Below are 21822 nucleotides of genomic sequence, written 5' to 3' on the forward strand. Positions count from 1 at the left end.
ATATATCTGTTTCTAACGGTAAGACCAATTTTTATGTAGTTACTACATTGAATAATAATGGAAAGTTAAGTTTCAAACAAAAGCATCAGCTACCCCTCAGAAGGCAGATCAACCTGAATCAGAACCATCTGGTGATCGCGTAATACTCACAATTACATTAATAACTGGTCTTGAAAAAGTCAGTGTGGCGGCGGTGCCCCGACTGCTGTATTTCTGTAACGTTTCCGCTTAATTGGCTTTGTCAGAAGCTTCATAGATTAGGCAGCGAAGGGTCTGATCGGGATAGCGGAACTCCGCGGTATAGCTACTTCCATCTTCCAGCAACAGTTTAACATCCACTATCCCGCGTTTGTTGTTAAACTCGGTATCGGTTAGATAAGCTTTGACAATGGTTCTTGTTTCTCCCTGCTTGTCCGTGATGACCTGCACGGCTTTATGAATCCAACTGGCATCCTTCTGGATGGTGCCGGCTGCGTCGTCGTCGATGGGAGTTCTCTTCAGTGCCAAATTAATGGCTGTCGTATCCTCTACGGCACCGGTTGTTGCATTAATCAACACATCATATTCCCAGAATACCTCGCCTGATCCGAGCAGGGTAAGCGTCTTGTAAGGAGCAAAATGAACTGTCCAGGTTGGACGTTTGGTTAGTCCCAGCTCAATCAGCATTCCCGATGTTTTTAGCTTGGACACGTCGGCATCGAACAGCTTGCGCACACTGTCAGAGGCCAGTGCCTCAGCTTCAACCTGGCTGATTTTCTGAGGCTGAAGCTGAGGTACAGTCGGATTTCGTTTGGACACGAAGTAATTCAGCCGGTAGTACCAGTCAATCAGCTGTAACAGTTCCTCATCAGTCATACTCCTCTCCGGGTAGGTGTACGTATTGGTTTCTAAATCTAGATACAAATCTGCTTGTCCAGCCTTTAACGGCAGCTGCTGCTTGGGGCGGAGGCCGTCATACACATACTTATCGTCCAACACTTGTCTGCGGTTGATTTCGGATTCGGTTTCTTCCCGACCTGAAGTATGGGGATCTTCTGCCTTGTCTATAAAGTCATAGATTTGCTGGATTTGCGCCGCTGTCATCTGTTGATACAGGTCTTGTTGTATGGTGGATACTGGCGCCGGCGCCTCCACCTTCAGCACGGGTATCGTGCTTTCACTCAAAGCCAGCCGGTTACTGCCCTGAATTGACGAACTGTTCTTGGCGAAAACTACGGAATTCATCAGGCTGGGGACGAGCAGCGCACTGGCTGCAAGCACACCAGCTGAAAACAGGATAACAACTAATGTAGCGGACCGCTTTTTCTTGTTCAATCGGATTACCTCCATTGGGATCTAAGATGATGAATCTTTATACATCTTAACACCAGGTTATTATAGAATTAGGAGGATAGTTGTTATGGAGTTGTAAAAAGATCGGATACTTCCCCTTCACCAAGGACAGTCAGGAGTTAATCTCAATTTTGTCCACGTTTTTCTTCAAGAGCAACAGCTACAATGCAAGAAGTGTCTTTACAATAAAGATGTGCCAGAAGCGGGAAGTGTTTACTTAGTGTCGTATTTACATCGATGTGATTAGTCATAACTTTTCACCTAATTGGAAGTATGATTCGTGGGATAATTACATGAACAACAATAAAGTTATTAAGATGGACTTTAAAGCAGAAAAAAGATTGGTTGCGAAGAAATAGATAGTTCGGAGAACAAGGAGTTTTTGTACTGATGAACAATAAAGATTTTCAATACAGAGAGACATACTTTATTGTGGGGAAACCAGCAACTCTATGGATACTCATACTTGGATTGGTTTCGTTTGGAACCAGATCCAATAGGTCATCTTATAGATTATGGTGGGATTGTAGAGGGGATGCACCGGATCTATTAAACTTGCTGGATCTCATTTTGTTTGGAAGTGATTTGAATTTAGAGCATGCATTCAATAACCTACGATATCACACTTCTTTAATCCGTTTGATCGCCCAAGAAGGAAAAGAAAATAAACCACTCTTAGTTCTTATTGTGAAGTAACCTGTAGAGTCGCTCTCCTGACAAAAACCAACATATGTCTCTCCACTGACTAAATGTATTTGTAGTTGTAATTCTGTTTCAATTGCGTGAAAAATCAGTGTGAGATTCATATTAAAGCCCCCTTGCATAAGATGATTATATTCATAAAATACCCACTTCATTGTTAAGGAACGCAAAATAGTTGACAATTGACAATGTTGTAATATTTTAAACGTGATTTTGGCATAAGCATGACTATAACAAATACCCCATCAATCACTTAAGGTTGATGGGGTATTTGTTATATTGATGAAAACTAACGATCCTTACCAGTGTTATAGAGCAGCATATATACTTCCCAATGAATTATATTAAGTTTATACAGTAAACTTTAATTCCTTTAGAATGATATTCAGGTGATTCCTAACGGATTTGTTTAATGGTTGTAAAGGCAAGGGAAGACTAGGACTTTTAATTAAGCCAATTATTTCAGCAGCTGCTGAAATCACTCGAAGGCTACCGTAGCTATTGAATAACTTCCAGATCGGTTCTAGTAATGTTGAAAGGTGTTGTGCTTCTTCTAAATGGCCACTTTGAGTCATTCTTGTGATATCTAGACATAACCTCGGAAATAAACCACCTAGCACTGAGACCATAAGTCACAACCTGCACTCAAGCCTGGATATGCGGATGGATTCCCGCTTATTCCAAACGTAACATGGAGTGGAATAACAGCTCTGATTTTTTCTACAGCAATTCTGCTGTGCAGCTCATCACTGAAATGGAAATGTGAAGTGCCGGGATTATCATAAACACAAAGTGGAATGGAGAGTGAACTTGTCACCTGCTCGTATAGAAAAAACACCTCTTCATCTGTTAGTGCCTGATAGGAGATAGGAGCCAAGAGTACTGCACTTGCCCCAGCTTGTTGTGCATCTTCCGCTAATCGAAGTACTTCTGAAGTTCGAATCGCACTTATGCTTGTCATCATCTTTAATAAAAAAAGGGACCAATTTTAGAGGCTAGGTGTTGTTAAAAAATATGAGTTGCCACGTTTGTCCCGTAGCGATTTAGATTCAGAACAAACATAAAATAACCTGTCAAGCTTATGCCTGAAGGGTCTATTAGTGCTTATACGATAAACTCTGTAAATACTGGGCTTCGAAGCATGCCAGATTTGGTCCGGGACTCCAGATGTACAAACTCCGTATCCTTACCTTTGTATATCAAGATATCAAAGATGGCGTAATACGCTGGGAGTGTCCCAGCGAGTTGAGTTATTTTATCAGTTCGTCTCGCTTGAAATCGGCTCATAACAGATTCAAAATCGGATACTCTCAGTACGAAGATACATGGACAGAGAGGGTTAATAGCCCTCCTCTCACAAAGGTTATGACGTAGTAGATACATATTGCGACATGAAAAAAGATAAAAATGCTTATGCATCCTTATCTTTTTCAAGTAATTCTATTATTCTGTCTAATTTTTTCTCTATGCTAGTAGTTTTATCTGAAACCTTGTTTTTGGTTCCATAATCACCTTTTAACAGTAAAACCAAGGGAATTGCCAAAACAAATGCCAACGGTATTAAAAAAAAATATTGCAAGATAACACCTCATTAAAAGTTTTTATTTAATTATAACAAATTTCAAAAAAAAGACTCTCTCCCACAAGGAGGATATAAGAGATAGTTTGGCTGTACTGAACTTATAAAGGGGATGGATAATCTTCATTTCTTACCCATTAAAGATATACCATAGTAATCCATAAGCTATTCCGAAGTAAGCAATCACACCTAGTAAAGAGATGGATAAAAGAATAGTGATAACTTTCTTACCGTTCATAAAATTCACCTCTTATTTAATATATCACGGATTGAGGGAGGAACTGACGTCAACGTGGATTGAGATTATTTTTGCTTTTATCGCTATCCTATCTTTTATTTCAGCAGCTGACAAAGAATCTATTCTTTACAAGCAACGTGGCATGCACATGGCAGCAATATGTGTTGCTTCAATTATCGCACTAGCTGCAGACGTTATTTTTTCATAAAACCCAAATTTGAGAGGAGTAATTATAAATGAAAGTTCATATAGCAGCACATTTCAATAAGCAATCTCAAATGAGCATCGAGGAGTTCCGTGGTGATGACGAAGAAGAGGATCATGAAGAGCCAAGAGAAGACGTATGAGGAAGGGTTAATCCAGACGGTACGATTGAATTGGAAGACAAGGACCAACTCACTCTGGAGGAGGTAGCTGCTTCAGGAGATAAGAATGGTCCGGTAATCCCGAAAAATGATGACGATCTGCCGTTTTAAGATGGTACACGCCCCGGCTTCGGTCGGGGGATTATTTACAGTGAGGTGATAGCAGGTGCAACAAAGCTTCCTGCCAGAGATAGATAGAGAACGGACGCAGGCTGCGGTTGAAGCGGCTTTTGATAAGTATCGAGAGAATAAATTCCTAACTTTTGAGGAACGCGAAGCAGCCACGACAGCAGCATGGTCAACTACTCCGAGAAGCGAAACGGGAACAACTTCAGATCAAACCGCGAATATTGCCATACACAATGTTGATAGTTTAGCAGCACGTAAGGAGTACTGTGAGAGAATTGAAAGGATTGTAGTAAATAGGCTTCCACGAATGGAATCATTTTTGATTAAAGAAAGATATATGATAACCGAATATGATTACATCACGGATCAGAAGATATAGGCAAAGCTTATCAAATTCGTATCATGAAGGATTTCAATAGAATGATAAGTGAATAGAAAACAAAAAAAGCCTTGAATATCAAGGCTTTCACGTATAGGACGGATGGGGTTCGAACCCATGACCCCTACCCTGTCAAATGTGTGTCCAGTATAATTAACACTATCATTTAGTCCATTTAGAATCAAATAGTCCCATTTTATAAGGGTTTTTTTGAAATTCACAACAATATTTGATCTTATAGTATCATCTAGTTTGTCTAGTATTAGAGGTTCCTGCCCCCCAAAATGCCCCCTATTTTAAAGCACGTCTGCTAGGCAATCGGCTGCCGCATCTTGCATTTCAGGAAGCATATGTGAGTAAGTATCGAGTGTGATTTTTACAGATGAATGACCTAATCTTTCCGAGACAATTTTCGGATGAACATTTTTAGTCAAAAGCAACGTTGCCTGAGTGTGGCGTAATTCATGAAAAGTAATTTTAGGCACATCAATATTCTTTAACAAATTAGTGTATGCTCTAGATAAGTTTCTGGGTGTACATGGTGTACCTAGCAAAGTAGGAAATACTAAATCATGGTCGCGGTATTCACGTCCATTAAAATAACTTTTGCCATCTGCTTTTTTATCAGCCACTTTTGATTCAAACTCCTTCCTTTCTAGTTGCTGCATATTGTAGTGTTTAATTAATGCATTCATTGTTTTACTGTCTAGTTTAACAGGTCTAACACTACTATCAGTCTTTGCCCCATCTTTTAGTGTTTTGCCATCATGTGTAATGGTTTGCTGAATTCGAATAATACTTTGCTCAAAATTAACATCTTTCCAACGTAGCCCCAACACTTCGGCTTGTCTCAATCCTGTCATCAAAGTGAATCTGAATACCAGACTATACCGACTTTTTCCTTCCGCACTCTCAACAAACTTCCTTATCTGTGCCTGATTCCAAACAGTGGATTTAGTTTTCTGAGTTGCAGGTTTATTGATGATTTTTTTAGCTGGGTTCTCTTTTATCTTCTTCATCGTAACGGCATCATTCAAGGAAGTATTAATTATTGAATAAATCTTCTTGATGGTGTTTGGTGATAACATAGTTTCTTTTGGTGTTTTCTTTCCAATAATTATTTTCTTTTCTTTTAACATTTGGATAAAATCTTGAATCATAATAATTGTTAAATTTGCTAATGGCGCTTCTGCAATCATCGTTCCTAAGATGTGGTTTCTGATATAGCTGTCATACATGTCTTTTGTTGACTCTGCAAGTGGCTTAATAGACAACCATTGATCTAACAAATACACACCAAAAAGTGTTTTAGACGGATCAATGTATGTTCCTTCATAGTATTCGCTTTCTGCTTTAACCATTGCCGCCTTTGCTTCTTTTTCTGTGAAGAAACCTTTTTTCCTAATTACGTTCCTTTTTCCATTTGGCTTTTTCCCGGCTTCAAACTCATACCACCACTTATTTTTCTTTTTAGACTCGTCTTTATATACTGGCAAATAAATACCTCCTTATTAATTATAATAAGAGGTAGGGGTAAGACATATCTCACTCTTATTATATCGTATTAAGAAATAAACCATAGGAATTTTTATTGTTATTATAAATATATTTATTAATATAATCACACTATAACTCTACCACACCTCAGTTTTATTTTGTATATATTTATTTATAAAAACAAAATATTCAACCTAGCATGGAATGATTAGTGCTAGAGAGCCATTTCAGTTGCGTTTGTTGGAGTAGAAGTGAGGATGCGAAGAGAAGAAAGAGAAAACCTCTATAATGAAAATCTGAAAATAGAGGGAGGCAATAAATAATGGGAGAATGTCTAGCTAACTTTTGTTGTATAATAAGCTAAGCGGAATTTATTCATTATAAAGAGGAGGATGAAATTGTACCTCTTTTCTAAAAAAATCAAATGTGTTAATTGTGGTGGTAACTACAAGGGCATGAGAGAACGAGATAAGGAAAAGTATGTCTGCTCTTCGTACTCTAATTATAGGACTTGTGTACGTCATGTGGTTGAGCAAAGAAAATTAGTTTATTTAGTTGCTAATCACATTGAAATAGAACAGGTTAAATCTGGAGCAGTGTCTAGTGTACCAAAAACAAGAGGGAGACCTAAGAAGACAAATGACCAAACTCAACAAATAACTTCAAAGGAAATTTCTGAAGCAGTAAAACAAATTAATATTGATCCCGTGAATAAAACTATAGAAATCTTATATAATGATAACACTAGGACGTTTGTATCCGATGATGGGATTTACTATTAAACCAAAAATGAAAAAAATAGCCTCCCTCAAGAACGAAGACTTAAATCAGTCATTTTAGTATGACATTGATTTTTCTTCGTTTTTCTCTTGAGGGAGGCTATAAATTTAGAATTTGTATTCAGAAACCCTTGATAAATAAGGGTTTTTTACGTGTTTAAAGCTGATAAAATCGGAATTTTATGGGGTTTATTTAGGATGACAATATTTTGATTATTTTTAGTGATTAAATAGAGCGAAACACGCTTAAACGTTCTTTTTTAGCCACTCAAAACTTGCATCAAGAGTTATCTTAATTAGTTTCTTTTCTGACTCAGTAGGGGTGATATTTAACTCAGCAAGCAGAAGTAAAACCGTATCCATTGATATTTTATCTATGTCTTCGATTGAATTGTCTAAATCATGTATGTATTCAGCAACAAAGTCAGCTATATCAAAAATAGCTGTAGCTTTATCTTTTACGACAGCACCAAGAGGTACAACCTCAGTAATCAATCGAAACAATGATAGAGCGTCTGTAATATCAAGTGATAGGTTACTTTTGATAAATCCTCTAGACTTTCCGTAAATATACAATGTGCCAACGGATACAATAGAAAAGACTACAATTATGTAAATATATAAATCATTCATATTACTTAATCTCCTTAACTAGCTAATGTACAACTTTTTGGTTTCATTGTCCCAAGATACTTTATGGCCTAAAGCTTTTAATACACTGATTGGAACATAGTTAGAATTGTCTTTTAAAAATCCATCATCATCAGACACACTATTATCTTTAGTTAGAATAATCTTAACTGCTTGCACTTTTTCATCATCCTTTGTATTTTGTTGTGGTTGAGTGATTACCGTTTGTGGTTTCTTATTAAGTCTATTCAATTCACTCTGAATAGCTGGAAGGAATGTCTTTTTTGCAGCAGCAATAGAATTCCCGTCTCCCCAAAAGGCAGTGCCCGGACACGTTTTTTTAGATTTTCCCTGAATATAATCTGGTAATCTAGTTCCATCAGCTTGATACCATGCATGATAAACAATGTTATCTGTAGAAATAGGGATATTTAATTTATTTGCCAGACAAGCATAGACATGCACGATTGCTTCTCTTTGCGTGTCTGTAATTTTGTCTCCACCTTTATCAAAATTACCAATATTCTCAATACAGATCATTCCACTATTTGCAAAACCTATCCCAGCAGGAGTTTGATTTAAATCTCTATCTAAGCTTACAGCAACACAGCCATCCTCAAAGATAGTTAAGTTCTGTCCAGTAGCAGACCAGCCATTATCTTTAATATGGAAATCACGCATTCCTTCCAAGCATCTAAAGTGATCTTGTTGAGCTATTCCATTAACCATTTTCCGTGTATTGTAATTTGGAGAGGCAGTGTGATGAACTTGAAGTTTCTTAATTGATCTAGTAATAATCTGCTTATCTAGCCATTCTTTAAACTCTTCTTGTTTCATTAAAAGGAAATTCCCTTGTTGTTTCATAATATTCTCCTTTATTAATTTGTGCTTTCTGAAATAGATTGCTCTTCAGATTCGGTTTCAGAATCATCAACATCAGCGATCCGATTTGTTTCTTTTCTGAATTTAAGAAGTAATAAAGAAAGTAATTTCTTTGTATTCTTATCAGGTTTTGCATCCAAAAGATTTTCTAGAACACTCTGAATTTCAACCATAATTAGTATCGCGAAAATCACTGAAGATAGACCTTCGCTGATTACACCAATCGGAACAACATAGGAAATCATTCTTGCAATAGAGAGGACAATGAAATAAGTAAACATCTTAGAAACCATACCTTGAACAGCTAATCTGGATCTTATTTTTCCTGTTTTTGTAGCCTCAATATATCCTCCATATTTTCTCGAATTGGCGTATATACGAGTAAGTATGTCTAAAACAAATAGAGTTAAAATTGCGTAAAGAGATGTATTAACCTCACCTATCATAAATAAAAAAAGTCCAACAACCATGCCCCAAATTGTCGATCCAAGATCTGTAAAATAAAATTTAATATGAGCATATGTATCTATAGCGATTTGCCTCCAGTACACAATAGGTTCCTCCAAAATCAAATTGATATAACAAAAAGACTCCTTTTTAAAGGAGCCTAAGTTTTTATTAAAATATAATTACAAAATTGCGATTGCCTTGCCCTCGAACACTAATGTAACTATTCAAATCACTAACATTTCTCTTTTTAATCAACATCTGGCTAACTAGATCATTGTCTCCAGCAACTCTTGGTAATATCGTCCCGAACAAATCAGGATTATTTGCAGCTAACTCGCCATCAATTTGATCAAATGCTTTAACCATTAAGAATCCAGACATTTCAGTGATGTTCTTTACATCAATTATTGAGTCTAAATATTCTTTATCTTTTACATATATCTGACTATCCATAAAATCAGCATATTTAACTGTTAATACAGAAGCCATATCTGGGTGCGAATAGCCGAGTATAGAATCAAAATCATATCGATCTGGAACTTGAATATATCCAGATAATTCAGTGTCCTCTTGTACTCTGATAGTTATTGATCCTTCAATATCCCTACGAGATACTGAAATAATGGAATCAATATTTGATTCTTCGCCAGATTTAACAATTAAAGTAGATTCTAGTTCATTTTCAGCCTTTTTATATTTAGAAACAGTAATTGTCGAGAATAAATCAGGAACATTCGAAACGATGCTTGAATCCAAGTATTCTAAAGTTGGCTTATACACCGTAATTAAACTAGCCAATGACATATTAGGATCAACAGTTAATACTGAATCCATATCGGGATTACTCACACCAATTCCAGAAATAATCTCTGTCATGGTACGGACACCAACAGTAATTGTGGATTCTAGATCACTAAAAGTTCTTTTTTGAACAGTCAATTTCGAAAATAAATCGGGTTTTGATCCTACAATTTTAGCTGAAAGATCGTTGGGTAGGAAATCTGCTGCTCTGTGAACGTACAGGGAAGATTCGAGATTATCAATTCCTATATCACTATCGACAATCAACTTAGCAGATAGGTCACTGTTTCCTCTACCATAGATAAAGATACTTGATTCTAACTCACTTCTACCAATGCTATATACTTGTGATGTAATGTAGTTGATTATTAATTCTGGTGATTTATCTGATTCTCTGGTAAAGAACGTATATCTACTGTCATCAGATGTAGAGATTATAAAACCATAATTATCTAATGACCCAGATTGCCATCTTTTTGCAATATCAAAAACATCAAATTCTATGTATCTTTCAATAGTATTGATTGAATACTTATCATTTAAAAGCTCAACCGAATGAGGTTTATTGGCATCTGTTACACCTAGTTCTCTCCAGATGGTATTGGGTTGGTGTAATTCAAGATTACCACCTTCAATAAACGTAGCGTAATAAAGCCTAAGTTTTGCGCTCTCAATATATTTAAGATCTGGGATAGCTTTATATAAATCGTTAAATTGTATAAATGCACCGAAATCTTCGTCAGGGCTTTTACCTGTCAGCATACTTCTTGTATCACCATAGTTGATTGTTCGTAAATCATCACGGCTACGTGTTGTGGCATCAGCCATTGGTGATAGCTTAACATTAACTTTAGGTGCTTCCATAAGCATGAACTTACCAAACATTTGGTTATGAGGTCTTACTTCAATAGAAGCATTCATATAGTTAGCTGCTATTGCCTCAATTTCTGCTTCTGTATTACTGTTCCCACGATATTTGATATCTATAATGGAATCCACATCAACATATTTCTCAACTTTTACTGAAATCGTTGACCTTAAATCATCTCCATTATGTTGCATGATGATGATAGAACTATCTAGAAAATCTTCAGCAGGTCTGAAAAGGGTAAAACTACCTTGCATACGATTTGATAATCTATTTTTAATTATTATGGTACTACTAATGTCATTTATTTCATCCACTTACACACATCCTATCTCATTGCATTGAGATCATCGTTTACTATACGGAATCTGCTTTTGCTCTTATCTCAAATTGACCATTTGGTGATGCTGGAGCCGTTAATTCTGTAACTATTCTTACATAGAAATTAAATTCTTCATTCTCATCAAAAAACATGTTGAATAACAATGGTTCTTCAGGAGTAAATGGGAAATTAGAACGTGACAATTCTATTTTTACTCCTTCTGGTAATCTATCCTTCATAACTTCTAGGATGAGGTTTTGAACTTTCACTCCTAGTTGATTCTTTACGATGACTTTCTGTTCCAAAGTTGATTGACCAGCAATTAAATCACCAAAGTCCAATTGTTTTAATACTTCTCCAAAAGAGTTTGAATAAAACTTTCCACTCTCATCTTTGAACATAATGCCTGAGTATGTACCGATGAATGTAGTTTGCCAGAAATCAGTTAATCCCCAGTAATCTTGAAATTCAACTTTTAAAACATTCTCTTGGTCAAAAATAATATCTCTCTCGGATATATTAAAACTGATGTTTAAAGGGGATGGAGCGAGGGCAGTAAATTCTCCATTGGCTGGATAATAGGGTTTATTATTTAAACTAACCCTATACTGTAATCTACCTGTATCTGCATCATCTAACTGACCAACTAACTTGTTGCCTTGTAGATTTAGCTTGATAATATTAGCTGTGGTATTGAGTAAGTAAAATGCCAGATCATTAAATTTAATATCATTGACTGGTGCGTTTGATATAATTTTCAAATAATCTAACTTAGCATCTTCATTTCGATGTTTACTATTGTCAATATAGTATCCAATCCTATTTATTCCAACTATACTGGCAGCAGGGAGTGAATTGATTGTAGTTAAGCTCATACCTCTTTTTTTAATACTGTCTAAATCATCAATGGCTACAGACTCCCATTTCCCAAATCTGCTGATTTTCCATGTGATACCAGAATCAAAAGAAACAATGAATCTTAAAGTGCCATCAATAGTCTGATCAATTTTGCTTGCAACGAATGATTTAATATTTCCATATGTTTTAATGTCGTTTGGAGTGAGGATAAGTTGAGCAAAAGGGAGAGCTTTTATTTCAAGTGATCTTGATGCTTCATCATTTTCATCATTAGTCCATGTGACCACTTCGAAGTCACTTTGGATATCATCCAGCGGACTATAATTAGCTGTGACATTCAACTCAGCTTTTGTTTTAGTGGGATCATCTGTGTAGTACAGAACATCTACACTGTCACCTAACTCATCATATAAGCTAAATGGTTCTGTCTCTAGCGTGATTGAGGACTCGGTTTGTATTGGATTGTCAGTGTATTCTATCACTTTTATAGTTTTATCTGCCCATTCTTCTGCAATTGTAAATGGCTTTGTCTCAATGGAGAATTGAACTTCTGTTTTAGCAGGATCATCAGTGTATAAGCATAACTCCACGTTCCCTGTCAGTTGTGACCAAGCAGATTCAGGAATAATCGATAAGTCTGCCATTCCTTGAGTTTGGTAATCGACTTGTGTGGGTTCGGAAGAGGCAACTACCTCCCATCCATTGGTTGTATATTTTTTATATGTTGAATTGTTATATACAAAAGTTCTACTGGGATACTCACCAAGTACTCCATCTGCATCTATATCCACAGCATCAAATAATACATAAGAAGCATCATTTGTAGTAATCTTAACCTTATGAAATTTACGAGTTAATTCTGTTTTTTCAAATACAAGTGCTTGTTGAATAATGTTGGTATTATACTCTGAAAACAAATAAGTTGTTTCATCAATGGAAATTGATATGTTTTTTGAACCTAAGTTATGCATATTTCCTATAACTCTAATTTTTGTTCCCCAAAAGCCAAAATCAACTGTTTGGCTTATAGATGTTGAAATTCTTGCTCCCCCATTATAGTAACTTGTAGAGGGAGAATTTGAGAACCCTGATGAATATACGTATTTAACATGTGTATCATCATACCTTTTCCAGCCACTCTCTGGTGCTGTTAATACTTCTCCTACAACTGTCATATATTACACCTTCTTTTCCTAATAGCAAACTTTCAATAAAACAATCATTTCATTTGTACAGTTTATGTGATTGATACTTTCTTGATTGAAATTTTTGAAGTATCTATCAACTTTTTATACACTTTTCCACTTCCAATTGATTTAGAGTTTTGCTCTATATAAACCTTTTTCTTGAACATTTTTGACAAGTCTATTGTGTTTGATTTTTCCATTCCATGGCTTATAAAATTACGTTCGGTTTCTTTCATGTATTTCACTTTAGATGAATCAGAAGCATAAATAATATTAAATTCCTGACAAGCCTTTCTATCATCGTTTTGGGATTTTATTATTTCAAACTTATAATAACTATTTGCTTCATCAACACTTGGGAGTAGAAATTCTCTTACTTCAAAATTTGTCCAGCCTGTATCGCCACTTTTACTGCCAAGCAAACTCCATGTTGCACCATCATTACTACCATAAAAGTTCCATGTAACAGGAGCAAGGTTTGATGAACCGCACTGAACTGTAATTGAATAAGGTATTTTATCATTTCCGTCAATGCGCATAATGATTGCGGCAGACTCTTTATTATTAGATAACCAACTAGTATTTGTAGGATTCCTATCAAATGCTTGCCATAAGGGGTATGTTAAATTATCACTGTCTCCACTCAGAGTGATACCGTTTCCAATATTGGCACTCATTTTGGGAATCAATGTCTCTCCAGAACTGGCTTTGTTTAGGACTGAGATAGCATCATTTTCATCACCTGATGAAATCAAGAATTTTTGGTCATAGACTATGCCCATCATTTCTATCCCGTAAATATATGTGTAATAAGTGTCACCATTATTTTCGATAACATTTATTCTATAAGCAGTATAATAATTATCATTATTAATAAAAAACTCTCTAAAAGGAACGGCATTCCATCCGATCTGACCTGTCTGACTATCAAGCATAATCCAAGCTACACCATCTGCACTTAACCCTTCGAATTTCCAACTCTTCGGAGCTTTATTCCCATAACAAGTCATTGTATATTTTCTGATTTTTTGAGGAGAGATAAAATTATACCTAATTGCCGATGCTTGTCCATAATATCCACTTTGCCAATAGGTTGAGTCATCTTGATCAAAGGCTTTCCATGCCGGATTTGCTTCATAAGTCGTTGCACTTGCAACTCCACTGGGAGTAGTATTACTTGTCATTTTCGGAATTAGATTTCCACTATAATAAGCCATCCATTATTCACCTTACCTTTTTTTAATAAGTCATTTCCTCTATTCACGATTATCCTCCGAGCAAAATTTTATTTATTTGACGCTTTGACATATTAACAGTGTGCTCGAATGTTTTACCTGTACCTAATAGATCACTAGTGTTGATGGGTTCACTAGTTTCACCAATATTTATAGATAAGTCTGCAATTTCACTCATGCCATAAGTTTCAAACATTTTTTCATCAGGATTTTTATGAAATGATACCAATGCTAGAAGTTTAATTCCATAAAATCTCATCTCACCAACGCCTACACTAACTGCTCCATTGTTGGTTGTTATGTTAAGCCTATATCTCTGATAATACGAAGGTGTTTTTATATCATAAACATTGGGAGTATTATTAATCCAAGTAGTCTGATTATTCTGGGTATCTAAAACAACCCAATTAAGACCGTCATTGCTTCCTTCGAATGTCCAACTTTTCGGTCCAAAGGTTGGGTTGCTTAATATAATCGTTAAATCGTACCTACCTACTAGTGTTGGCGTTTTAAAATCGTATGCCACCCATCCATAAGTTTTTGCATTTGGAGCCCAGTATCTAGTAGACGTAGCTTCTCCATCAAATGCACGAAAAGCAGGGGTAGCAGTTTCATCGCTTGCACTTGCTATCCCACTAGGAGTTGTATTACTAGTCATGATTGGAATAAGACTCTCTGTGTATTTTCTAGACAGACTATAAGTTCGTTCACCTGATGAAAGTAAGATTTTATTCGAATAAAACATTTCAAACATCTCAATATTTGTAATGCATACAGAATAAGCATCAGAAACCATATTAGATGAAACATTAACTCTGTATCTAAAATAAGACTTTAGATTATTAATACTATACTGTCTTTTAGTGCCAACCGCCCATGTTTGCGTAGTAGTTTGTGTATCCAAAACATCCCAAGCCAAACCATCATTTGAACCCTCAAAAGTCCAAGTTTTTGGTGCAGCATTAGGATAAGCACCTGCTTCAAGAGTATACTTTGCTATTCTTTTCTCGGTTGGAAATTGATACGCTACCCATGCAGAAGCAACGTTACCAGATTGCCAAAAAGTAGTATTCCTAGCAAAAACATTCCACCCTTTATAAGATGAACTTGCTGTAGATTCGCTACTCCAAGTTACGATACCACTTGGAGTATTATATGAAGTCATTGTTGGGACTGCACTTTCATTACCGAAGTACGCCATTTTAACACCTCGCACTTAATTTTTATTTCAATAAAAAAAGAAGTAGAGAATTAATCTCTACTTCACACTCAAACTATTAACATCAAAGAACCTCTTCAAATCAATCTTCTCTTTAAAAACTTTGCCGCTACCTAACACAGAGCCAGATGTCCCGTTGTCATCCATTGGGAAAGTAAATATATTAGACTTTCTATTTAATACAGATAAATCATTCATTCCCTCACTTTTAAAAGTGTCTACAGAAGGTAATGTTATCGAAATTGTTTTTAAAGATGATGGGATGGCAGGAAATTCATTAGTCACAATATACATCTTCAACTCATTTATAGATGTATAAGACGCTCCATTATTTGCTGTGAAGTTCAACCTATACATTTTATAATCTTGTGGTGCTTGAATAATGTACTCCTTGTCAACGTTTGCGGTTGTCCATGTTACATTTGATCTTGTATCTAGAACAGTCCAACTAGTACCATCCTTAGAACCCTCAAATGTCCAGTTTTTAGGAAGGTATGTGAAAGAAGCATTACTTCTTACAGCATATTTTCCTATCTTTAATACAGTTGGGAACTCGTATCCGAGGTGTCCTACTACAGTTCCACCTGCGGTAGCAAATCCTTCGTTGTTGTCTATTTGATCAAAAGCGTACCAAGCATCATAAGCTGATCCCCATATCGAACTTGAAAATGCACGACCATTTGGAGAGGTGTTTGATGTCATTTTCGGTATAGCTGTAGTAGGTTGATATTCGACGATTGCAGGACTTCCTTCTACCCACTTCTTATATTCACCATTAAATAAAACAAATGATTTATTTAGTAGTTGAGAGTCGATTAGAAGGACAGGGCGGAATTGAATAATAAGATTAGATGTGCCTGATGAATAGTAATCTCTAGCGTCTGCTGTAGTCTTACCTCTTGTTATTCTATGAGTTGCAGTAGAATATGACGTACTACACCAAACGAAACCACTACCACTCCAATTCCAAACATTATCATCTCCTGCCTTAATTGTCCCATTCAAAGTAGAACTAACAATGTATTTGTCCCATTCGTTGTCCTTATCTGTTGCAGATATACCACCAGTTGGAAGACGAACGGTAAGTTTGTGTTCCGTATCCATTTGTTTCACTACGAATGTAGACCAGTTATATCCCCCACCATACACACCAATGTTTGTTGCTGTCCCATCTGAATTAAAACCTACACCAGCATTCATCCAGTTACCTGATGTTATATTTAATGACGATGAGTCAAAAGTTGAATTGAACAAACCACCAAGTGTTTTTGAAGATACAGTTGAATTTCCGAAAGCACAGTTTCGGTATCTAACTACATCAGTCGTTGATCCGCTTTCTACATTTGTAGGAGTAGCAACAAATGAACAATTGTCAAAGTATGCATTATTGTTAACTACAACATTAGGTGACCATACAAAATGCCAACTAGATGGGAAAGAACCATTGGGACTTTTAGTAAAAGCTACATTATAGAATCTCAATTTATAATCCACGTTGGAACTGTACCACAACATTCGGGCATCGCCCAAACCGCTATCACTTCTACGAATTATCATATTATAAAAATAGGCGCTTGTTCCTACACCTTGTGCATATGCGCCTAAACATGAAGGTACTTCTAAAATTGTCTTTTTATTATTGCCCACAAAAGTAATACCCTTAATCGTACATAAATCATGGAGTGACATATTGGTGGTGTTGATAGTATGAATGCCGTCAAGCAACCTTATAGCCCCACCTTGAATAGATACCTCTAAGGCTTTGTTTATGGTTTTTACAGGAGAGATGTATGAACCAGAGTTAGTATCCGATCCATTAACAGGATTTACATATACAACACTACTAAAGAAACCTATTCCAAGAATTTCGGTCATTGGTAGTCCACTGCCACTAGCTATACCTGTACTATTTAGCACATCATACGATATACTATGTTGGACATTTCTATCTGCAATCAATCTCTTCTGCCCATTCCAATCCTCAACCATGATGTAGTAAAAGTCTCCATCTGGCGTAGCTGAACTTACGAAAGGAATAAAGTCAGAAGTTTCTTTTCCTAGTCCACTAAATGTACCTATAGCACCTGTGTAAGCTTGATAATGACATCGAATTCGTTTACCGATAGCAAGATCTTTAATAACAGTTACCTCATCTGGATGATATAGTCTGCCAGTCGAGTCAATGTCAATAGCATCTAAATTTACATTGAGAGTGGATGTTGCACCACTAGCGATTATCTCAATCGTATGATGTGACAGTTCTAATCCAGTTTTTTCAAAAACCAACTTTTGATAACCATTACTATAAAATTGATTATAGACTTGTGGCAAACCATCAATCTTAATAGTAGCTGTCAGGGCAGACCATACATCATTAGATGCAATTATTCTTATCTTTGTCCCTATGAATGTGAACTTTATATTATCTGTTGGGTTTTTTGTAAATTTCGCTGTCCCCTGATAATGTCCAGCATTAGTGTCTGTCAGCCACCCACTTCCAATGTATTGAATGGCTGCGTTGTTGTTGTCATAACGTTGCCAACCTGCTTCTGGTACTGTTAACGCTTGTCCTAACAAAGTAGTTATGATATATCCACCTGAATCAACATCAATAGCATCAAAGTAAAAATACTTCGCAACAGAATTGGCACTTACCTCTACGGTGTGGACACCTAAAGATAGTCCAGTTTTTTCATATTGAAGCGCTTGATATACTTCATTGCCTACAGAACTAAATGTTTCAGAAATTCCGTCAATAGTAATTTTAACTGCTGAATGATAGGCACTCGATGAGAATCCAATCCACCTTAACTTTGTACCATAAAATCGAAAGGTTATTTTAGAATTGGCATCAGCACTGCCATTGTATATACCCTCCCCATTCCAATGGTTTGAGTTAACACTACTTCCCCAACTTCCTGAAAAAATGAACTTCCCATCTTTATTGTCATATCTTGTCCACCCACTTTCGGGCGCTGTTAACGCTTGTCCTATCGTAGCCATATATTTCACCTCCTAATTATTCTTGATATTCGAAGACAGGACGAAATCCATAAAATGTAACTGCTTGGGCGCTTCCGTTGTGTCTGCCACCTTTTAAAGAATCGTACCCTCTAGCTATTCTTGACGTAGACGCTTTAATAGCTAAATTCGGAGTATCTTGACTCCATGTAGCTACACCATTCCAATGGAATACATCATCCAATGTCTTCCCCACTTGAATTTTGCTAGATGGAAAGTTAGATATATATCTGTCCCATTCGTTGTTTGTAGGAAGCATGCCATATCCCAAATCAGTAGTAGTGGTAATGCCATTACCATTAGCATCAGCAAAAGTAACTCCACCTGTGAGTGAACGGATTGTTGCATAACTACTGGCATCTTCAAGCTTCATCTCTCCAAAGTACGCTATATTTTTCGGTCCAGTCACACGAAAAAGTCTGTAATACTTGTAAGAGGTGTTATTGATTATTTTAAAACCTCTAACTTCACCTCTCTGCCAAGCAGTTAGTCCAGTTTGCACATATAAGGTATCCCATATATTCCCATCTATTGAACCTTGAAATGTCCAACCAGATGGATAGTAATCAATTGTAACGTTTGATGTAGGGAAGGTTACTGTCATTTGATTAACACATCTAGGAATATCCATCTCTATTTGAATATAGTTGTCAGCAAAAGTTCCACCATTCATCACTGTAAACAAACCTGCTTGTGTATTGGTATCTGAATCAAACATGCGGAATGCTTGACCATTACCATCCTGATTGGATGGATATTTTGTTATATTGATATTTGATGGAATATTATAATCTGTCATTATAGGCATTTGATTAATTGAGGAAGTTACAAATTCAATTCCTTGAATTACTTTGCCTGAGTTCAGGGCTTCCCACGATATTAAATGCTGAATAACTCTATCAGCAGCCAACAAGCCTTTATCAACCTTTACTAAATAAAAACTTCCATTAGGAGTTGCTGACCCTATCACCGGTATTTCCGTAGCAGTACTTGTCCCAAGTTCACTGAACACACCCACAACTCCACTAGAAGCTACGTACTTGCATACAATGTAATCACCGAGTTTCATATCACTAACTTTTGTTTTTAATGACCCTGTAGTCGCTGGAAATCCCATGACTTTACCCTCCAATAATATTAATGCTATCTATTTTTTTAAATTGTGTTTTCATCACTGGAGCTTTTGATAGCGATCCTTCACTAACAGATGAACCTTTTACATAAGGTGAAATGTATGTCTTCTTTAGCTCTAAAACACCATTTGAAGAATTGACAAAAGAGTTATTATATTTTCCATTTGTCTCAAAATTGTCAATCGTAATGGATATGTTACTCAAAGTTGCATTTATGAAAATTTTGATCTTTGCATAATATCCAACCGGAGAATTAATTTTCCCATCAACAGCATTTACTTCTGCCCAATCAGTCCACTCAAAACCATCAGGAGATGAAGAAGTGTAAATCTTATACGAACCGCTGCCCATAATATTTTTCGCTATGTATTTGAAGGATGTAACTTTATCTGCTACACGTATAGTCTCAGAGATCCAATATCCTTCTGGAGCATATATGATTTGGTTATTATCATCTTTTGCTAACTCAATAAGTTGAAGTTTTCCGTTTAAAAAGACAGTGTTATTAAAAGTTCCTTTTTCAAACTCAATAGGTATTCCTATTTCTTGTGTTGCCATTTCAGTTCACCTTCCATTTATACAGCATCAAAAAAGTGATCGTAGAATGTACCTGTAATATCTTGTATTTCTTCACCATTAGACAATCTAAATACAATTGAATTGTATTTTACATCCTTATGATTCCCACCGAAAAAGACCTCGATTGGATAAGAGTTGTTTTGTATTACAGTCTTAATCGCTTCAATAAGTTCTGATGTTCCAGTAACATACATGGATTTATAAACTCCTGTAGGAACGTTAAAAGTGTATTCATGATTTCCTGATGAAATAGTAATTTCATTGTTAGATGTTGTGATAATTACTTCATCAGCAATAGCTTTATTTCCCCAAACTCTTCCATAGTTATCTGTATAAAAGTTATCCAAGTCTTTTTCTCCTTTGTTTTTAAATTAGCTCCCAATTGTAAACTCCAGCTCTATTCTTAATTAGTGGAGCATGAATTTTATTAGCTACTAATCCGTTAACTCTAATTACTAATTCACCATCTAAATCTTTGTCTACTGAGATCTTTATTTCTAAATAAGGTGGAATGTTTTTATTCTGAGGGATATGTAAAAGATTCTTAAAATTGATATTAACATCAGCTAAGTCCATTGCCTTTTTATATCCAATGACATGTGATTCAATATGGTTTTTAATTCTTCCGCTTGCTGTCTTAGATAAAAGTTTTCCATCACCAATAGCATCTTTATATTGAGTGATGTCATTATATAAAAATGTCCTACCTGTCAATGGATACTCAACTTCATTGGCAATATAGGAGATTTGTATTCGATTTTTATTAATATTAAAAATTCCGTTAGCAACATCGAAATAGATTTGTGATCCCATTCCAATGAGTCCAAAACGGATTAATTTGGTTTTGTCGATTTGATAATAATTATTCTGTACTCTGGTTTCAAAATTATATTCAGATAGATATGTTCCATCCATATAATCAGCGACCCATATAAAATTTTGTCCTTCTTTAACAGGCGAAAAACGATAATGCGAGTTTCCTAAAATCAAAAAAATCCCTCCACATTGTATTGTGAGAATAAAAAAAGAGACACACAAAAGTGTCTCTTTAATAGTTTTATATATATTTAATTTTAAACGTACCTATACGAAACCCTTACCTTGAAGCTTTGCTGGCCGCTTTTTGCTTCAAGTGGTACATCAGCCTGTAAGGTTACTGTGGCGAAATTACCAGCAGCATCTGTAGGAACACCATTGTTCTTTACTCCCAAGATTTCTTTTGCTGCTGGCTTAATAGGAGTCGGATATGATGCTCCGGTGTTATCTTTATTAGTTGAACCTGTAGTACCAATGGGCTTACTGTAGTCCTTACCAATACGACTGGATTCTTGAGCTAAATCGGACTCACCAAGTGAATCAACTTGGCAATGGAACCAATTGTTTTTTACAACTTCGATTTCAGAACCACTGGTATTACCAAGACCACCAGACATGTCTCGTGTTGTAATTGTGCAGTCCTCCATTTTTGATACATCTGTTGTCCCACCTTTATTATTCCAGATATTAAAGGTGAAAGCAGGGGAGAGATCGTCTGCATCAACAGTACCAAAACTAAAAGGCGTGGCAATAGGTGCTGAATGCAGCGCGTTATACCAACTGATGATAGGATTAGCCATATGTTATAAACTCCTTAGTAT

General features: G+C 36.0%; 19 protein-coding genes and 1 pseudogene. 2 read left to right on the forward strand and 18 right to left on the reverse strand.

The features are described 5' to 3' along the window. Positions 1-228: 228 nt before the first annotated feature. From MHB37_RS11815 to MHB37_RS11830, 4 genes and pseudogenes are all read right to left on the reverse strand, one after another. Complete coding sequence (locus tag MHB37_RS11815) at positions 229-1314, reverse strand: hypothetical protein (RefSeq protein WP_405169271.1); 1086 nt, start codon at positions 1312-1314, stop codon at positions 229-231. A gap of 638 nt (positions 1315-1952) precedes the next feature. Next, positions 1953-2138 (reverse strand): hypothetical protein, encoded by a 186-nt coding sequence (locus MHB37_RS11820; RefSeq protein WP_139330169.1) that lies wholly within the window; start codon positions 2136-2138, stop codon positions 1953-1955. A gap of 246 nt (positions 2139-2384) precedes the next feature. Continuing rightward, positions 2385-3004, reverse strand: a pseudogene (locus MHB37_RS11825) (dihydrodipicolinate synthase family protein); the annotation flags it as partial. 441 nt (positions 3005-3445) lie between these two features. Further along, on the reverse strand, positions 3446-3613 hold the full coding sequence (locus tag MHB37_RS11830; RefSeq protein ID WP_254924592.1) for a hypothetical protein: 168 nt from the start codon (positions 3611-3613) through the stop codon (positions 3446-3448). A gap of 769 nt (positions 3614-4382) precedes the next feature. On the opposite strand from MHB37_RS11830, the gene MHB37_RS11835 reads away from it, so the two are divergent. Further along, positions 4383-4724 (forward strand): ArpU family phage packaging/lysis transcriptional regulator, encoded by a 342-nt coding sequence (locus tag MHB37_RS11835; RefSeq protein WP_405169272.1) that lies wholly within the window; start codon positions 4383-4385, stop codon positions 4722-4724. Between the two features lie 296 nt (positions 4725-5020). Here the strand turns inward: MHB37_RS11835 and MHB37_RS11840 are convergent, their stop codons facing one another. Next, positions 5021-6220: a tyrosine-type recombinase/integrase gene (locus MHB37_RS11840; protein ID WP_405169273.1), complete on the reverse strand. Its 1200-nt coding sequence runs from the start codon at positions 6218-6220 to the stop codon at positions 5021-5023. Between the two features lie 393 nt (positions 6221-6613). Here MHB37_RS11840 and MHB37_RS11845 point away from each other — a divergent pair, with 393 nt between their 5' ends. Continuing rightward, positions 6614-7003, forward strand: a complete 390-nt coding sequence (locus MHB37_RS11845; protein ID WP_405169274.1) for a zinc ribbon domain-containing protein — start codon at positions 6614-6616, stop codon at positions 7001-7003. Positions 7004-7246: 243 nt separating this feature from the next. On the opposite strand, the gene MHB37_RS11850 is transcribed toward MHB37_RS11845, so the two are convergent. The 13 genes from MHB37_RS11850 to MHB37_RS11910 all read right to left on the reverse strand — a co-directional run bounded on the left by MHB37_RS11850 (position 7247) and on the right by MHB37_RS11910 (position 21801). Then, entirely contained in the window at positions 7247-7633 is a 387-nt protein-coding gene (locus tag MHB37_RS11850) for a hypothetical protein (RefSeq protein ID WP_405169275.1), read from the reverse strand. 18 nt (positions 7634-7651) lie between these two features. Then, positions 7652-8494 (reverse strand): N-acetylmuramoyl-L-alanine amidase, encoded by an 843-nt coding sequence (locus MHB37_RS11855; protein ID WP_076130199.1) that lies wholly within the window; start codon positions 8492-8494, stop codon positions 7652-7654. 14 nt (positions 8495-8508) lie between these two features. Then, positions 8509-9063 carry a phage holin family protein gene (locus MHB37_RS11860; protein ID WP_076130198.1) on the reverse strand — a complete coding sequence of 185 codons (555 nt, stop codon included), beginning with the start codon at positions 9061-9063 and terminating at the stop codon, positions 8509-8511. A gap of 67 nt (positions 9064-9130) precedes the next feature. Next, positions 9131-10948 carry a DNRLRE domain-containing protein gene (locus tag MHB37_RS11865; RefSeq protein WP_405169276.1) on the reverse strand — a complete coding sequence of 606 codons (1818 nt, stop codon included), beginning with the start codon at positions 10946-10948 and terminating at the stop codon, positions 9131-9133. A 40-nt stretch (positions 10949-10988) separates the two neighbouring features. Continuing rightward, entirely contained in the window at positions 10989-12986 is a 1998-nt protein-coding gene (locus tag MHB37_RS11870; RefSeq protein WP_405169277.1) for a hypothetical protein, read from the reverse strand. A gap of 62 nt (positions 12987-13048) precedes the next feature. Then, positions 13049-14215, reverse strand: coding sequence for a hypothetical protein (locus tag MHB37_RS11875; RefSeq protein WP_405169278.1), 1167 nt, complete (start codon positions 14213-14215; stop codon positions 13049-13051). A 49-nt stretch (positions 14216-14264) separates the two neighbouring features. Continuing rightward, positions 14265-15434, reverse strand: coding sequence for a discoidin domain-containing protein (locus MHB37_RS11880; RefSeq protein WP_405169279.1), 1170 nt, complete (start codon positions 15432-15434; stop codon positions 14265-14267). 57 nt (positions 15435-15491) lie between these two features. Continuing rightward, complete coding sequence (locus MHB37_RS11885) at positions 15492-18455, reverse strand: hypothetical protein (protein WP_405169280.1); 2964 nt, start codon at positions 18453-18455, stop codon at positions 15492-15494. 16 nt (positions 18456-18471) lie between these two features. Continuing rightward, positions 18472-19590: a hypothetical protein gene (locus MHB37_RS11890; RefSeq protein WP_405169281.1), complete on the reverse strand. Its 1119-nt coding sequence runs from the start codon at positions 19588-19590 to the stop codon at positions 18472-18474. Between the two features lie 4 nt (positions 19591-19594). Continuing rightward, entirely contained in the window at positions 19595-20164 is a 570-nt protein-coding gene (locus MHB37_RS11895; protein ID WP_405169282.1) for a hypothetical protein, read from the reverse strand. Positions 20165-20181: 17 nt separating this feature from the next. Then, the gene (locus tag MHB37_RS11900) at positions 20182-20532 is read right to left on the reverse strand and encodes a hypothetical protein (protein WP_076144787.1); all 351 of its coding nucleotides are present in this window, start codon (positions 20530-20532) and stop codon (positions 20182-20184) included. A 19-nt stretch (positions 20533-20551) separates the two neighbouring features. After that, positions 20552-21175 (reverse strand): hypothetical protein, encoded by a 624-nt coding sequence (locus MHB37_RS11905; protein ID WP_076130189.1) that lies wholly within the window; start codon positions 21173-21175, stop codon positions 20552-20554. An 83-nt stretch (positions 21176-21258) separates the two neighbouring features. Then, the gene (locus tag MHB37_RS11910) at positions 21259-21801 is read right to left on the reverse strand and encodes a hypothetical protein (RefSeq protein WP_076130188.1); all 543 of its coding nucleotides are present in this window, start codon (positions 21799-21801) and stop codon (positions 21259-21261) included. Positions 21802-21822 lie beyond the last annotated feature (21 nt).

The organism is Paenibacillus sp. FSL H3-0286 (assembly GCF_045040705.1).
GTDB lineage: Bacteria > Bacillota > Bacilli > Paenibacillales > Paenibacillaceae > Paenibacillus_AQ > Paenibacillus_AQ odorifer.